Source organism: Streptomyces hebeiensis (genome assembly GCF_052983195.1).
Genome location: NZ_CM129812.1, coordinates 5,863,893 through 5,877,753, shown reverse-complemented (window position 1 = coordinate 5,877,753; position 13,861 = coordinate 5,863,893). Strand labels below are relative to the sequence as shown.

16 protein-coding genes are annotated in these 13,861 nt (G+C 73.0%); 1 reads left to right on the top strand and 15 read right to left on the bottom strand.

Going from position 1 to position 13,861, the window contains the following annotated elements; all coding sequences use genetic code 11:
* Positions 1-74 precede the first annotated feature (74 nt).
* From dprA to ACU6P3_RS25190, 15 genes are all read right to left on the bottom strand, one after another.
* A complete protein-coding gene (gene dprA, locus ACU6P3_RS25260) occupies positions 75-1,265 on the bottom strand; it encodes a DNA-processing protein DprA (protein WP_447194236.1) in 1,191 nt (396 codons plus the stop codon).
* Complete coding sequence (locus ACU6P3_RS25255) at positions 1,262-2,890, bottom strand: YifB family Mg chelatase-like AAA ATPase (protein ID WP_447194235.1); 1,629 nt, start codon at positions 2,888-2,890, stop codon at positions 1,262-1,264. Before ACU6P3_RS25255 ends, dprA begins: the two co-directional genes overlap by 4 nt.
* Position 2,891: 1 nt before the next feature.
* Positions 2,892-3,269, bottom strand: a complete 378-nt coding sequence (locus ACU6P3_RS25250; protein WP_447194234.1) for a YraN family protein — start codon at positions 3,267-3,269, stop codon at positions 2,892-2,894.
* A 130-nt stretch (positions 3,270-3,399) separates the two neighbouring features.
* A complete protein-coding gene (locus ACU6P3_RS25245; RefSeq protein WP_014675276.1) occupies positions 3,400-3,708 on the bottom strand; it encodes a DUF2469 domain-containing protein in 309 nt (102 codons plus the stop codon).
* Between the two features lie 49 nt (positions 3,709-3,757).
* Positions 3,758-4,360, bottom strand: a complete 603-nt coding sequence (locus tag ACU6P3_RS25240) for an NUDIX hydrolase (RefSeq protein ID WP_447194233.1) — start codon at positions 4,358-4,360, stop codon at positions 3,758-3,760.
* The gene (gene lepB / locus ACU6P3_RS25235; protein WP_447194232.1) at positions 4,350-5,129 is read right to left on the bottom strand and encodes a signal peptidase I; all 780 of its coding nucleotides are present in this window, start codon (positions 5,127-5,129) and stop codon (positions 4,350-4,352) included. Before lepB (ACU6P3_RS25235) ends, ACU6P3_RS25240 begins: the two co-directional genes overlap by 11 nt.
* A gap of 59 nt (positions 5,130-5,188) precedes the next feature.
* Complete coding sequence (gene lepB, locus ACU6P3_RS25230; protein ID WP_447198065.1) at positions 5,189-6,175, bottom strand: signal peptidase I; 987 nt, start codon at positions 6,173-6,175, stop codon at positions 5,189-5,191.
* Positions 6,144-7,199 carry a signal peptidase I gene (gene lepB, locus ACU6P3_RS25225; protein WP_030753593.1) on the bottom strand — a complete coding sequence of 352 codons (1,056 nt, stop codon included), beginning with the start codon at positions 7,197-7,199 and terminating at the stop codon, positions 6,144-6,146. Before lepB (ACU6P3_RS25225) ends, lepB (ACU6P3_RS25230) begins: the two co-directional genes overlap by 32 nt.
* Positions 7,192-7,965 (bottom strand): signal peptidase I, encoded by a 774-nt coding sequence (gene lepB, locus ACU6P3_RS25220; RefSeq protein ID WP_447194231.1) that lies wholly within the window; start codon positions 7,963-7,965, stop codon positions 7,192-7,194. The genes lepB (ACU6P3_RS25225) and lepB (ACU6P3_RS25220) overlap by 8 nt, the downstream gene beginning before the upstream one ends.
* A gap of 250 nt (positions 7,966-8,215) precedes the next feature.
* The gene (gene rplS / locus ACU6P3_RS25215) at positions 8,216-8,563 is read right to left on the bottom strand and encodes a 50S ribosomal protein L19 (RefSeq protein WP_030753589.1); all 348 of its coding nucleotides are present in this window, start codon (positions 8,561-8,563) and stop codon (positions 8,216-8,218) included.
* 130 nt (positions 8,564-8,693) lie between these two features.
* The gene (gene trmD / locus ACU6P3_RS25210; protein WP_030753586.1) at positions 8,694-9,515 is read right to left on the bottom strand and encodes a tRNA (guanosine(37)-N1)-methyltransferase TrmD; all 822 of its coding nucleotides are present in this window, start codon (positions 9,513-9,515) and stop codon (positions 8,694-8,696) included.
* Positions 9,515-10,252 carry a ribosome maturation factor RimM gene (gene rimM, locus ACU6P3_RS25205; RefSeq protein ID WP_447194230.1) on the bottom strand — a complete coding sequence of 246 codons (738 nt, stop codon included), beginning with the start codon at positions 10,250-10,252 and terminating at the stop codon, positions 9,515-9,517. Before rimM ends, trmD begins: the two co-directional genes overlap by 1 nt.
* A 142-nt stretch (positions 10,253-10,394) precedes the next feature.
* Positions 10,395-10,634, bottom strand: coding sequence for an RNA-binding protein (locus ACU6P3_RS25200; protein ID WP_030753580.1), 240 nt, complete (start codon positions 10,632-10,634; stop codon positions 10,395-10,397).
* A 2-nt stretch (positions 10,635-10,636) separates the two neighbouring features.
* Positions 10,637-11,083, bottom strand: coding sequence for a 30S ribosomal protein S16 (rpsP, locus tag ACU6P3_RS25195; protein ID WP_030753577.1), 447 nt, complete (start codon positions 11,081-11,083; stop codon positions 10,637-10,639).
* 360 nt (positions 11,084-11,443) lie between these two features.
* Entirely contained in the window at positions 11,444-12,037 is a 594-nt protein-coding gene (locus ACU6P3_RS25190) for a hypothetical protein (RefSeq protein ID WP_030753574.1), read from the bottom strand.
* Between the two features lie 863 nt (positions 12,038-12,900).
* Between ACU6P3_RS25190 and ACU6P3_RS25185 the strand changes: the two genes are divergently transcribed.
* Positions 12,901-13,797, top strand: a complete 897-nt coding sequence (locus ACU6P3_RS25185; protein ID WP_447194229.1) for a methyltransferase domain-containing protein — start codon at positions 12,901-12,903, stop codon at positions 13,795-13,797.
* The last annotated feature ends 64 nt before the right edge of the window (positions 13,798-13,861 follow it).

Sequence of the window (13,861 nt, the reverse complement as noted above, 5' to 3'; positions counted from 1 at the left end):
CGCGCGGGCCCCCGGGGATCACCGGCCCGGGCACGCGGGGCACCCGCATCACCCTTTCACCCGAATGCTCCAGGTCAAGTACCGCCTCGCCGTGCCGTGTCGGGCACTGCCGTCGGCGCGGTGACCCGCCACCCTTCGCCGCGCCGCTCGACGAACCCCAACGAGTGGAGTTCGTACAACTTGGCGAGTGCCTCGTCCGGTGTCGTCCCGGCGTCGCGCGCGATGTCCGCCACCCCGCCCGGGGCCCCGGCCGGCAGCGCCTCCAGCACCCGCGCGGCGGCCGGGTCGAGCAGATCCCTGGGCAGCAGGGGCCCGCGCCTGACCGGCGCGAGATCACCGATGTCACCCACCAGCTCGACCACCTCCGCGGCGTCCGTGACCAGCACTCCTTCCCCGCGCAGCAGTTCGTGCACGCCGGCCGAGAGACCACTGGTTGCCGGGCCGGGCACGCCCATCGTGAAGCGCCCCAGCCGCTGTGCGCCGCGTGCCGTCACCAGTGACCCGCTGCGGTACTCCGCCTCCACCACGACGGTCCCCCGGGTGAGGGCGGCGATCACCCGGTTGCGCAGGACGAACCTGCTGCGGGTGGGATGGGCGCCCGGCGGCAGTTCGGCGACGACGAGGCCCTGTTCGGCGATGCGTCCGATCAACTCGGCGTGACCACGCGGATAGACCACATCGACCCCGCAGGCCAGGACCGCCACCGTGGCACCGCCCGCCGCGAGCGCCCCACGGTGCGCCGCGCCGTCCACACCGAACGCCGCGCCGGAGGTGACGACCCAGCCCCGCTCGGCCAGCCCGGTACCGAGGCTCGCCGCCATATGTGCCCCGTACGAGGTACACGCCCGGGCCCCGACGACGGCGACGGACCGCAGGGACCAGATCCGAAGGTCCGGCCCGCCCCGCACCCAGAGCCCGATGGGCGCGGCCTCGCCCAGGTCGTCGAGCTGACTGGGCCACTCCCGGTCGCCGGGGCACACGAACCGGCCGCCGACCGCGGCCACCGCCGCCAGGTCGCGCTCCGGAGCGACGGTCGCGGCCCGGGCGCGATAGCCGAGCAGCCGCCGCTCGCCGACTCCGGTGAGCCGGTCGCCGGCGCCGTCCCGCGGGCGGCCCCCGCCCTCGCCGGACGCGGTGAGCAGAGCGAGCAGCCGGACGGCGCCGAACCGGCGCAGCCATCGCCCGCCGTGCTCGTCACCCGGCTCGAAGACGCGGGTGAGCGCGGCTCGGGCGAGCCACTCCGCCCGGCCCGCGGCGGACGTCATGACGCCACCCCCGCCAGGGCCGTCGCGCCCCGGGCGATCCCCGTCCGCAGCTCCAGGGCCAGCGCCACGTCACGGGCGGTCGGCCGGTCGTGCCCGGCGAGATCCGCGACCGTCCAGGCCACCCGGAGCACCCGGTCCACCCCCCGGGCGGTGAGCAGCCCCCGTTCCAGGTCCCGCTCGGCCGCCGCCAGCGCGCCGGGGCCCAGCGGCCAGCGCGTGCGCAGCTCGTGCCCGGGTACCTCGCTGTTGACGGACCAGGGCGTGCCGTCCAGGCGTGCCGCCGACCGTTCACGCGCCCCGCGGACCCGTGCGGCGACCGTCTCCGTGGACTCGCCCCGCCCGCCCCTCCTCAGCAGGTCCGCCCGGTCGACCGGCCGCACGTCGACCCTGAGATCCACCCGGTCGAGCAGCGGACCGGACAGCCGCGCCTGATACCGGCGGATCACCGAGGGCGGGCACTCGCATCCCGCCCCGTGCAGCGTGTGCCGCCCGCACGGACAGGGGTTGGCGGCCAGCACCATCAGGAAGCGGGCGGGCAGCCGCACCACGCCGGCGCTGCGCGCCACCACCACGTGGCCCGACTCCAGCGGCTGCCGCAGGGCATCCAGTGCCCGGGCGGAGAACTCGGGCGCCTCGTCCAGAAAGAGGATTCCGCGGTGAGCCAGCGAGACGGCCCCCGGTCTCGGCAGTCCGTTCCCGCCACCCACCAGGGACTGCATGGTCGCCGAGTGGTGCGGGGCGCAGTAGGGCGCGGTGTCCACGAGCGGCTGCCCCGGGGGCAGGATGCCCGCCACCGAGTGCACGGCGGTGACCTCGAGGGACTCCTGGCGAGTCAGCGGTGGCAGGACCGCGGGCAGCCGCTCCGCCAGCATCGTCTTGCCGGCGCCGGGCGGCCCGTGGAGCAGGAGGTGGTGTCCGCCCGCGGCGGACACCTCCAGGGCCGTCCGGGCCGCCGCCTGACCGGCCACGTCCGCCAGGTCGGGGCGATGGCCCGGCCCCGCCCCGGCGCCGGTCGCCGGGCCGGTGCCCACCCCGGCGCCGGCGACCATCAGCCCCGGTGGCATCGGGTCCGGTCGTCCCGCGGCCGCGTCGGGGGGCTCCTCGGGCACCGGTTCGTCGGTCAGGACGGCGATGAGCTGGCGCAGGCTCCGTACTCCGAGGACGGACACCCCGGGGACCAGCGACGCCTCCCCCGCGGTCCGCTCGGGGACCACCACCCGGCGGTAGCCCGCCTCCGCCGCCGCGAGCACCGCCGGCAGCACCCCGCGCACCGGCCGGACCCGCCCGTCCAGCCCCAGTTCCCCGATCAGCACCAGATCGGCGATCGCCTCGGGGGCGACCCGCTCGGCGGCGCCCAGCACGGCGCAGGCGACGGCGAGGTCGAAGCCGCTGCCGCCCTTGGGCACGGACGCCGGGCTCAGCCCGACCGTGAGCTTCTTCTGCGGCCATTCCGCGCCGGAGTTCACCACCGCCGCCCTGACCCGGTCCCGGCTCTCCACCAGACTCTTGTCCGGCAGGCCCACCAGGGTGAACGCGGCCACTCCCGGCTCCAGATCCGCCTGGACCTCGACGACCACCCCCTCGACGCCCACCAGCGCCACGGAGCACGCGCGCGCGAATCCCATTTCAGGCCACCCCCCGCGCGTGCTCGATCACCGGCGCGCCGTGCCGGGGCAGCAGGACCCCGACCAGATCGATGCGCACGCCGCCGGGCGGCGGGCCGCCGCGCCGGTCCAGCCAGCACTCGGCGAGCCGTCTGAGCCGGTCCGCCTTCCGCCGGGTCACGGCGGCCATGGGATGTTCGAACGAACCGGCCCTGCGGGTCTTCACCTCGCAGACGACCAGCACCTCCAGGCCCCGGGCGTCCCGGTCCCGGGCCACGATGTCGATCTCGCCGGTCCTGCCGCACCGCCAGTTGCGGGCCAGGACGGTCATTCCCGCCCCCGCCAGCCGTCGGGCCGCCAGCTCCTCGCCGTACCGCCCCAGTGCCCCCGTCGCGTTCATCTCGGCACCACCTCCGGCACCGACTCTGACGCGACCGGCCGTCATGAGTGGATCTTGGTGGACAACTCACGCGATGTGGATAAGTCGGCCACCCTCCCGGAGGAGATCACGGACTCGTCGCTGACGCGCCTCAGCCGCCGGGCAGTTCGAGATCGCTCTTGTTCAGCTCCTCGATATTCACGTCCTTGAACGTGAGGACCCGGACCTGCTTCACGAACCTGGCCGGCCTGTACATGTCCCAGACCCATGCGTCCGCCATCGTGACCTCGAAGAAAACCTCACCCTGCACCGAGTGCACCTGCATCTCGTAATCATTGGTGAGGTAGAAGCGACGCTCGGTCTCGATCACGTATTTGAACAGCCCGACGACGTCTCGGTACTCCCGGTAGAGCTTCAGCTCCATCTCGGTCTCGTACTTCTCGAGGTCCTCGGCGCTCATGGCATGTTCCCCTTCAGCCGTACGTCCCCCCATTGTGCTCCCGGCTCCCTCACCCCTGGACGTTTTCGGGAGCGAGGACCACCGGGGCGTCCGGGGGACCCTCGTCGAGCAACGTGCGCAGCAGCTCGGCGAGCCTGGTCGGGTACACCGTCTCACGCGCCGCGGAGAGTTCGGCGGAGGTCCACCACCGCATACCCGCGACGCTGCGCAGCTCCAGTTCGGTCAGCCCACCGGGAGAGGTCTTCGTCTGGCGGGTACGTGCCAGGAAGTACCACTCGTCCTGGTCCCAGCGCCGGCCGTCGAACGGGAAGGAACAGATCCGCCGCCACAGAACGGGCCCCAGCTCGACCTCTGTGATTCCCGTCTCCTCCGCCAGTTCGCGCAGTGCGGCGGCCTCTCGGGTCTCGTCGCCCTCCAGGCCACCACCGGGGGTGAACCACCAGGTGTCGTCCGGATCCGCCGGTTCGAAGCCGTGGATCAGCAGGATCCGGTCGTCGGGGTCCAGCAGGACCACCCGGGCGACCTTGCGCGGTTCCCCGCCGCTCCCCGCCGGCCCCGCCGTCTCCGCCCCGGCCCGGTCGTCCGCCCCGGCCGCGTCGGCCAGGTCGTCCCCGGCAGCCCGGGCGACCGCCTCGCACGCCTCATCCCGCATGTGTCGTCGCTCCTTCGCCGGTCCTCCGCGTCCGGCCGGTCCGGCCGGTCCGCCGGGAAGCCGCCAGCCGCTTCGCGACCGGCCCGTAGGCCGCGCCGCCGAGGATCAGCAGTGCGCCGAGCACCACGGCGCCGGTCAGCAGCCGCACGGGCCCCGGCTCGGACACCCCGCCGGGCAGGGCCGCGAAGCCCTCCGGGCGGTCCAGCACGGCGGCCGACGGCCACGCCACGGCGTCCACGCGCGCGTCCACCGTGGTGCGCGGCACCGACCCCTGCGCGGCGTCCTCCAGGTGCACCCGTGAGTCCAGCGACCCACCCCGCTCGTCACCGAGCAGGAACAACTGGCCCTTGGGCACCGTCGCGTCGAAGTCCTCCGTGGACGCGCGTCCGCCCACCGCCCCGCCCACGTACGGCTCGGCGACCGCGGTGCCGTTCACGGTCAGCAGGCCGTCCTCGTCGCAGCAGGCGACCTTGTCGCCGCCCACCCCGACCACCCGCTTGAGCAGCGGCATGTCGGCCCACTGGGCGTCGCTGAAGACCACCACGTCCCCACGCCGGACCTCGTCGGCCGATATCCGCTCGGCGAGCACCCGGTCGCCGGCCCGCACCGTCGGGGACATCGAGTTCGTGGGCACGGTGTACGGCCGGTACACCACGGCGCCCCAGACGAAACCGCCCAGGAAGAGGACGCAGCCGACGGCCACCACCAGCCCCGACACCACATCGCCGAGGCGGCCGCGGCCGCCGTTCGCAGGTCCAGTACCGCTCATCCCAGCGCACCTCCGGTCCGGAAGACGACCGTCGGAGGCCGACGATCCGGGACCGCACCCTACCGGGCGGTACGCGCGCGGGTCAGCCTCTTCCTGCGCCACAGTACGACGGGCACCGCACCGGCGAGTCCGAGCGCACCCGGGGCCGCTCCCACCGCCGCCGAGGCCGCGGTGTTCAGGCCCGGCTGGTCGAAGGTGTCCGGTACCGGGAGCGTGGCCCAGCGGTTGACCGGCCACGCCACCACGATCGCCCGGCCCACCACCTGGTCCGCGGGGAACGTTCCGTGGCCGGGCAGCTCCTGGTGGTAGCGCGAGTCCAGCGAGTTCTGCCGGTGGTCGCCCATCACCCAGAGGTTGCCCGTGGGGACGGTGATCGGTCCGAAGGGCTCGTCGTCACACGGGGTGTTCCCGGGGTAGATGTAGTCCGTCTCGTTCAACGCGTGCCCGTTGACCTCGACCTTTCCGCCCTTCTTGCACTCCACCGTGTCGCCGCCCACCGCGATGACCCGCTTGATCAGGTCCTTGTCCTCGGCCGAGGGCATCAGCCCGATGTTGCTGAGGACCGTCTGGAGCAGGTTCGGCTCGGGCGTCGGGGTGCCTTCCAGCCAGCCGCCCGGGTCCCTGAAGACCACGACCTCGCCGCGCTGGGGCTCGGCCCCGAACCAGGGGGTGAGCTTGTCCACCAGCACCCGGTCGCCCCGCTGCAGGGTGTCCTGCATGGAGTCCGAGGGAATCGAGAACGCCTGGACGAGGAACGCCTTGATCAGGAAGGCGAGCACCAGCGCGATCCCGATCAGGAGCGGCAGCTCCTTCCAGAAGGAACGCGGCGGCTTCGCCCCCTTCTCCGCGTCGGATCCACCGTCCGCGCCGGGTCCGGGCCCCTCGGGGTGCCCCGGTCCGCCGCCGGAGTCCCCGGGCACCGGCCCGCCGCCGGGGCCCGTGTTCCCGGCGCTCCGCCGACCGTCCCTCATGTTCTGGGGCGACTCGGCGAGCTGCTCGCGTCCCTCCTCGGGATCATCGTGTCCGGATCGTGCGCCGACCGCCACGTCCCCCACAGCCACTCCTCACTCGTGCGATTACTCCGTGTGTCCGCCTGCCCCGGAGCCGGGACAGGCCCACCACTCCCATAACGAGCGGGAGTTCCGCAGGGGTCGGGAGCTGGATCAATCCATCCGGATCCCGGTCCCGAGCGGGCACCGAGTCCTGATCCTGGGAGGACACACTATGCGACGGTGCACGCGCCGTCGCCGGTGCGGCGGGCACGCCGGGCGCGTCGGGGATCGACGCGTACGCACCCCTCTGTTCCAGCGTGGTCCAGTGGTCGAAGGGCCACGCGATCACGACGGCGCGGCCCACGACGCCCTCCTGGGAGACCGTGCCCTGGTCAGCCTCCCTGAGGTGGAAGCGGGAGTCGGCCGAGTTCTCCCGGTGGTCCCCCATGACGAACAACCGTCCGGCGGGCACCTTGACCTCGAAGGTGATCGTCGACGGCGCGTTGCCGGGGTGCAGATACGGCTCGTTCACGGGCATGCCGTTGACGGAGACTTTGCCCTGGGCGTCACAGCACTTGACCGTGTCGCCCCCGACGGCGACGACCCTCTTGATCAGGTCCTGCTCGTCCTCGGACGGCAGCAGACCGATGTTCGTCAGTCCGGTCTTGATCTGGCGGACGATGAACGACGAGTCGTCCGGCACGGGCCGCTCGTCCGCCAGCCAGCCCCCGGGGTCCTTGAAGACCACCACGTCACCGCGTTGCGGCTGCGAGCCGAACCAGGGGGTGAGCTTGTCCACCAGGACCCGGTCGCTGATCCGGATCGTCTGCTCCATCGAACCCGACGGGATCACGAACGCCTGGACCAGGAAGGTCTTGAGGACCAGCGCGATCAGCACCGCCACGGTGATGAGCAGCGGGATCTCCTTCGCCGCGTTGCGGCGCCGCCGCCGCTTGACCCGGCGCGCGAGCTTGCGCCGCTCGGCCCGGCCCGGCAGGACCCGGCCCGTGGTGGGCCGGGTGCCGGTGGGCAGTCTGGTGTCGCCGCCGTGGGCGGCCGGCCGGCCTCGCTTACCCATGGGCGCCTCCCGGGCTCCGCACGTCCCGGAAGGCGTCCGGTTGCCGCACCGTGGTCCAGCGCGCCGGCGGCCAGCCGATCCAGTCCACCCGTCCGACGACCTTGCCGACGGGGACCATGCCGCCGCCGGGATCACCGAGGTGGTCCCGGGAGTCCCGCGAGGCGGCGCGGTGGTCGCCCATCACCCACAGGCTGCCCTGGGGCACGACGATGTCGAAGGGGACGCGTGACGGCGCGTCCCCCGGACGCAGATACGGCTCGCTCACCGCCCGGCCGTTCACTTCGACCCTGCCCCCTCCGTCGCAACAGACCACACGATCACCCCCCACACCGACCACGCGCTTGACGAAGTCGGTCTCGGCGGGCTCGACGAGGCCAAGGGCCGCGGCCGCCCCGTACAGCAGGCCGGTGACGGGGTTCTCCCGCGGCGGCTCCTGGACGAAGGATCCGGTGCCGTCAAAGACGATCACGTCACCGCGCTCGGGCGCGCCACCGAAACGGTACGCCAACTTGTTGACGAGTACCCGGTCTCCGACCTGAAGCGTGGGTTCCATCGAGCCACTGGGGATCAGGAAGGGCTGCACGAGGAAGGTGCTCACCAGCAGGACGAAGGCCGCGCAGACCGCGCTCAGGAGCCCCACCCGGTACCAGGAGAGCCGGACGGTGTCCAGGAGGCCGGACAGACGCGCGGAGCGCGGCCGCTCGTCCGATCCGGCGGGGGATTCGGACGGGCGGCCGCGCTCCGTCTGCTGTGCTTGGGTGTCCATCGGAGCCAGAGCTTATCCGGCGCTCCTGTGGACCCGGGCCCGTTGGACGGTCCCGGTGGGCGGCGTCACGGCCGCCCGCGCGACCACTGGTGCCGCGACCGGCAAGGTTTGCCCGTCAAGGAGCGGCGTCCGGTGCGTGTGATCGCAAGGCGGTCAGAAGTCCATGTAGCGGAGCTACCTGGGCTTTTGGCCAACGCGGCGAGCGCGCGTGCCGGGCGTCGCGACGGGGCAAACGTTGCCGGGAGGGGCACTAGTCGCGCTTCTCCTTGATCTTCGCGGCCTTGCCGCGCAGCTCACGCAGGTAGTACAGCTTCGCGCGGCGGACGTCGCCACGGCTGACCAGCTCGATCTTCTCGAAGATCGGGCTGTGCACCGGGAAGGTCCGCTCGACGCCGACGGAGAAGGAGACCTTGCGCACCGTGAAGGTCTCGCGCACGCCCGAGCCCTGGCGGCGGATGACCACGCCCTTGAACTGCTGGATACGGGAGCGGTTGCCCTCGATGACCCGTACGTGGACGTTCACGGTGTCACCGGGGCGGAAGGCGGGGAGGTCGCTGCGCAGCGACGTCGCGTCGACGGAGTCGAGCAGGCTGGACATGAGGGGTCTGCTTCCTCGCTGATGCCACAGGTCATCAGCGGATGTCGATGAGGTTCCGGGTGGTGCCGTTCACATCGGGCGGCGTCTTTCCCCCTGTGGCAGGGGCGCCCACCGGACGTACGGCAGCGGCTCATTCTTCCACGCTGTCCGGCCTGCGCCAAAATCGGCCACCCGGCTCGGGCGCCCAGCCCAGGATCGAGAGGATCTCGCGGTCCTTCTTGTCGAAGGCGGCGGGGTCGCAGCGCTCGATCAGGTCGGGCCGGTTACGGGCCGTCCTGCGGAACGCCTCGTCCCTGCGCCAGCGCGCGATTCTGCCGTGGTGCCCGCTGAGCAGGACGTCCGGGATCCCCCGGCCGCGCCACTCGGGGGGCTTGGTGTAGACGGGCCCTTCCAGCAGATCGGCCATCGCGCCGGGCGCGAAGGAGTCGTCCCGGTGCGACTCGGCGTTGCCGAGGACGCCGGGCAGCAGCCGGGCCACCGCCTCCGTGATCACCAGGACCGCCGCCTCGCCGCCGGCGAGCACGTAGTCGCCGATGGACACCTCGATCACCGGTATCCGGGTCGCGTACTCGTCCACGACCCGGCGGTCGATGCCCTCGTACCGCGCGGGGGTGAAGACCAGCCAGGGCCGCCCGGAGAGTTCGACGGCCAGTTCCTGGGTGAAGGGACGCCCGCTGGGCGTGGGGACGACCAGGACCGGCCCGTGCGCGCCCGCCTCGTAGCCGCTCGCCAGTACCTCGTCCAGGGCCTCGCCCCAGGGCTCGGTCTTCATGACCATGCCGGGGCCGCCGCCGTAGGGGGTGTCGTCCACGGTGTGGTGCCGGTCGTACGTCCACCGCCGCAGGTCGTGCACGTGGACGTCGAGCCGGCCGCGGGCGCGGGCCTTGCCGACGAGCGAGACGTTCAGCGGGTCCAGGTACTCGGGGAAGATCGTGACGACGTCGAGCCGCATCAGCGCGCCGCCCCGTCCCCGCGGCCGGCGCCACCGGCCGCGCCGCCCGTCGATTCCGGGTCTTCGCCGACGGCCGGTTCCGGGTCCTCGCCGACGGGCGATTCACCGGCGGCCGGTTCGTCGGCGGCAGACGCGTGGTCCGGGCCGCCGTCGGCCCCGGCCCCGGCCTCTCCGGCGGCCGCGGGATCCGTGCCCGCGGCGCCCTCGCGGGCGGACGCCACCTCGGCCCGGTCGTCGATCAGGCCCGGCGGCGGAGTGATCACGGCCCGCTGTTCCGCCAGGTCGATCTCGGTCACGATCTCCTCCACGAAGGGGATCATCACCTCGCTGCCGTCCGGCCGTTCCACGATGAACAGGTCCTGGGAGGGCAGGTGCGAGATCTCGGTGATCCGGCCGACCTCCGTGCCGTCGGCCAGGACGACGTCGAGGTCCATCAGCTGGTGGTCGTAGAACTCCTCCGGGTCCTCGGGAAGTTCCTCCGGGTCGACCTCGGCGATGAGCAGGACGTTGCGCAGCGACTCGGCGCCGGAGCGAGTCCGCACGCCCTCGAAGCGCAGCAGCAGCCGTCCGCTGTGCACCCGGCCGGTCTCGATCGTGAGCGGTCCGGCCGAGGCCGGGTCCGTGGCGAGGACCGCGCCGGGTCCGAGCCGAAGCTCGGGCTCGTCCGTGCGCACCTCCACGGTGACCTCACCCCTGATGCCATGGGCGCGGCCGATCCGCGCGACCACCAACTGCACTGACGCACACCTCTTCCTCCCGCAGGGCTCCGCCTGCTCCGTCCCTCCGGAATTGTCCGTGCCGACGGTCCGCCGCACGGACAATGCGGAACGGGCCGGGGAAGGCGGCGCCCTCCCCGGCCCGTGCCGGTGTTCTGCTGTGTCAGCGGACCTGGTCCACGTCGACGAGGTCGACGCGGATGCCCCGGCCGCCGATGGCGCCCACGACCGTACGCAGCGCACGCGCGGTGCGGCCGTTGCGGCCGATCACCTTGCCGAGGTCGTCGGGGTGCACCCGGACCTCCAGCACACGGCCACGGCGCAGATTGCGCGAGGCGACCCGTACATCGTCCGGATTGTCGACGATGCCCTTCACGAGGTGCTCAAGAGCCTCCTCGAGCATGCTCAGGCTCCGGTCGACTCGTCGGCGGCCGAGGACTCGGTCCCGGCTTCGTCAGCCTTCTTGTCGGACTTCTTCGCCTTCTGCGTGATGGCCTCGCCCTTGGGCTCGTCACCGGAGTCGCTGAGCGCGGCCTCGAAGAGGGCGCGCTTGTCGGCCTTCGGCTCCGGCTGGAGCAGCGGCTCGGGGGCCGGCAGGCCCTTGTGCGCCTGCCAGTCGCCGGTGAGCTTGAGGATCGCGAGAACCGGCTCGGTCGGCTGGGCGCCGACGGACAGCCAGTAACGCGCGCGCTCCGAGTCGACCTCGATGCGCGAGGGGTTCTGCACCGGGTGGTACAGGCCGATCTCCTCGATGGCCCGGCCGTCACGGCGGGTACGGGAGTCGGCGACGATGATGCGGTAGTGAGGCGAACGGATCTTGCCCAGACGCTTCAGCTTGATCTTGACTGCCACTGGAGTGGTGTCTCCTGGTCTTGACGTGGTTGAGCGAGGCGATGTGCCGCGTGGGGTTGCGGTACCCGACCCGCCCGATGGACGCGTCAGCCGAAGGAGAGAGGGGTCCTGTGCGACTGTCGAGTACAGCTGGCCATTGTGCCACACCCCCGCGGCCGGTCCTCCCCGGGGCTCCGTGCACCACAGGGGGTACGGCTCGGCCGCGCGGGCGTGCGGTGACGGCGGCCACGAGGAGGTGGCGGTCGCGGTCGCGAGAACGGCTCGGGCGGTGTGGACGGTGTGGACGGCCGCGCGGGACGGCGGTGCGGCGGCACGGCCGGTGACGGCCCCCGGCCGCACCCATCGCCGTCGGGCACGCGGTCAGCTCGCGGCGGCCACCACGTCGGGGATGCGGAACGGTTTGCCGCAGCCGCCGCAGACGATCGGCGCCTGGGCGAGGACCGAGGGGACGACCCGCACGTTCCGCCCGCAGTCGCAGACCGCCTTGACGCGCACCCCGCCGCCGGACGAGCCGTGCCGGGCGGCCGGACCGCGGAAGCTGCGCTTGGTGTCGGCGGCCGTCGCGACCGTGTGCGCCTTCAGCGCGCGCTGAAGGCGTTCGATGGTGGGGCGGTAGCGCCGCTTCGCCTCGGGACTGAGCGAGACCAGCGAGAAGCCGCTGCTGGGATGCGGCTCCTCGGGGTGGTCCAGCCCCATCTCCTCGGCGATCGCGAGGAATCTGCGGTTGTGATAGCGGCCGGCGCGCGAGGTGTCGCGGACACCCCGGGCGGCGGCGATGCCATGGACCGCTTCGTGAAGCAGTCGTTCGAAGGAGAGCTCCGCGCCACAGGCGGACGAGGACTCTCCGATCAGGGACTCTGGCGCGGCGAGATCCGGCAGCTCGGGGTGGGACCGCTGAATGTCGGCCCACGCCTGCGCCAGCTCCGCGGCGAGGACAGGTGGTGTCGTGCTCACGTCGTGAACAACGAGCCGGAAGCCTCCCGGGTTCCATTACGGGGCATCACAAATAATTTGCACGTACCCGTCAGTTGCCGTTGATGCGTCCTGACGAGGGCGGGTGCGTCGATGTATGGAGGAGCCTCGCAGCTCACCTCAATGCCGTACGTAGCAGCACGTACACACCGCCGCGTAGACGATCTACGTACGGGCCGGTCGGGCCGGTCACGTCGGACGCGGGGGACCGACGGCACCGCGCGGCCCGGTCTGTGGACGGTGGCTCCATGGAGCCCGCGTCTCGGGGGTCCGGGTCTCGGCCTCGGACCCCTGGACCCCGGGAACGGGCCCTCGAAACCGGCGGCGGCCGACCACGTCCGGCGGTGGTCCGGTATCGCCTCCGGAGTGGCGCGGTGACGGCCCCACGGGTACGGGCCGCGGCCCCGCCAAGGCGCCGGGCGGCCCGTCAGGTCCCCGGTCGGGGCCCAGATGACCGCGGCGGGGTCACCTGGGTGACAGTACCGGGCCCGTGATCCGTTTCCGGTACCGCCCCGTCCCCCGAAGGGGGACAAGAGGCGCCTTCCGGCGCTCCCGAGCTCTCCCGAATGGCCTGAAACGCACCGGTGTTGAGGCTCCGTCGGCGCGGCGGCCGGTGGTGCGGCCGCCGCGGGAACCGCGCCGGCACCGAGGCAGGCACAGGGAACCGGCCAATTACGCCGGGGCGCACGCCCGGAGCACGGACGCCGGCCTCTCCCACCCACTGGACGCGTACCCGGATGGGGAGTTCCCTGGCATACGGGGACACGTGCGCACACGCACACAAGGGGGGCCTGGCTGTCACGCAGGGCACGATCTGAACCTCTCGGCGGATTGGGGCGCTATCCATGACACGTACGCTCGCCGACCACCAGCACCGTTCGGAGACGCCACCGACGCCGGCGGATTCCGCCGACGACCCGCGCGCCCGCGCCCGGGACTGGGCCGAGATACAGGAACGGATGCTGGCACCGCTCTACGAAGCGGTGTACGAGCGCCTGGAGGTCCGCGCCGGGACCCGGCTGCTCGGTCTCGGCTGCGGCTCGGGGCTCGCCCTGGTGCTCGCGGCGGCCAGGGGCGCACGGGTGACCGGCGTCGACGCCGACCGGGGACGGCTCGCGCTGGCCCGGGAGCGGCTGTACGGGGAGGGGCCGCACAGCCGTGGACGCGGGCACCGGGACCGCGCCGCCGAGGAGCTCTTCCCCGCCGACCGGACGGCCGAGGCCGTCGCCGGGCCCGGCCGGCCGGCGTACGACCTGATCACGGCTTTCCACCCGGCCGGTCCCGGCGGTGACGGCGACTCGGCGCCGGATCCCGTGCTCGACAGCGCACTCGGCACCGCCATAGCGGCGGCGCGGCACGGTACCCCCGTCGTCCTGGCCGGCTGGGGCCCGCCGGAACGCTGTGCCACGGACGCCGTGCTCCGGATCGCCGACCGCCTCACCGACCGGCTGCGCAAGGACGGCCGGCGACCGGCGCGCCGCGACGACTTGGAGAACATCGCCGCGCGGTCCGGACTGCGGCCGGACGGCTCGGGGCGGGTCGCCTGCCCCTTCGGCTACGCGGACATGGGCAGCGCGGTCCGGGGGCTGCTGTCGACCGGCGTGTACGACGGGGCGGTCCGGGCGACCGACCGACGGCAGGTGGAGAAGGAGATCGGCGAGGCGCTGCACCCGTACCTGCGGCACGACGGCACGGTCTGGATGCCGAACATCTTCCGCTACCTGATCGCGCGCACCCCATGACCCGCCGCCCGTCCCCGCCCGGTCGCGGGACGTTCGGGGCTCGTCCGGCCCGGTCCCGTCCTGG

What these genes read in the sequence shown, in the direction of transcription:
- dprA (WP_447194236.1), bottom strand. Translation starts at nt 1,265, where the DNA reads ATGACGTCCGCCGCGGGCCGGGCGGAGTGGCTCGCCCGAGCCGCGCTC.
- ACU6P3_RS25255 (WP_447194235.1), bottom strand. Translation starts at nt 2,890, where the DNA reads ATGGGATTCGCGCGCGCGTGCTCCGTGGCGCTGGTGGGCGTCGAGGGG.
- ACU6P3_RS25250 (WP_447194234.1), bottom strand. Translation starts at nt 3,269, where the DNA reads ATGAACGCGACGGGGGCACTGGGGCGGTACGGCGAGGAGCTGGCGGCC.
- ACU6P3_RS25245 (WP_014675276.1), bottom strand. Translation starts at nt 3,708, where the DNA reads ATGAGCGCCGAGGACCTCGAGAAGTACGAGACCGAGATGGAGCTGAAG.
- ACU6P3_RS25240 (WP_447194233.1), bottom strand. Translation starts at nt 4,360, where the DNA reads ATGCGGGATGAGGCGTGCGAGGCGGTCGCCCGGGCTGCCGGGGACGAC.
- lepB (WP_447194232.1), bottom strand. Translation starts at nt 5,129, where the DNA reads ATGAGCGGTACTGGACCTGCGAACGGCGGCCGCGGCCGCCTCGGCGAT.
- lepB (WP_030753593.1), bottom strand. Translation starts at nt 7,199, where the DNA reads ATGGGTAAGCGAGGCCGGCCGGCCGCCCACGGCGGCGACACCAGACTG.
- lepB (WP_447194231.1), bottom strand. Translation starts at nt 7,965, where the DNA reads ATGGACACCCAAGCACAGCAGACGGAGCGCGGCCGCCCGTCCGAATCC.
- rplS (WP_030753589.1), bottom strand. Translation starts at nt 8,563, where the DNA reads ATGTCCAGCCTGCTCGACTCCGTCGACGCGACGTCGCTGCGCAGCGAC.
- trmD (WP_030753586.1), bottom strand. Translation starts at nt 9,515, where the DNA reads ATGCGGCTCGACGTCGTCACGATCTTCCCCGAGTACCTGGACCCGCTG.
- ACU6P3_RS25200 (WP_030753580.1), bottom strand. Translation starts at nt 10,634, where the DNA reads ATGCTCGAGGAGGCTCTTGAGCACCTCGTGAAGGGCATCGTCGACAAT.
- ACU6P3_RS25185 (WP_447194229.1), top strand. Translation starts at nt 12,901, where the DNA reads ATGACACGTACGCTCGCCGACCACCAGCACCGTTCGGAGACGCCACCG.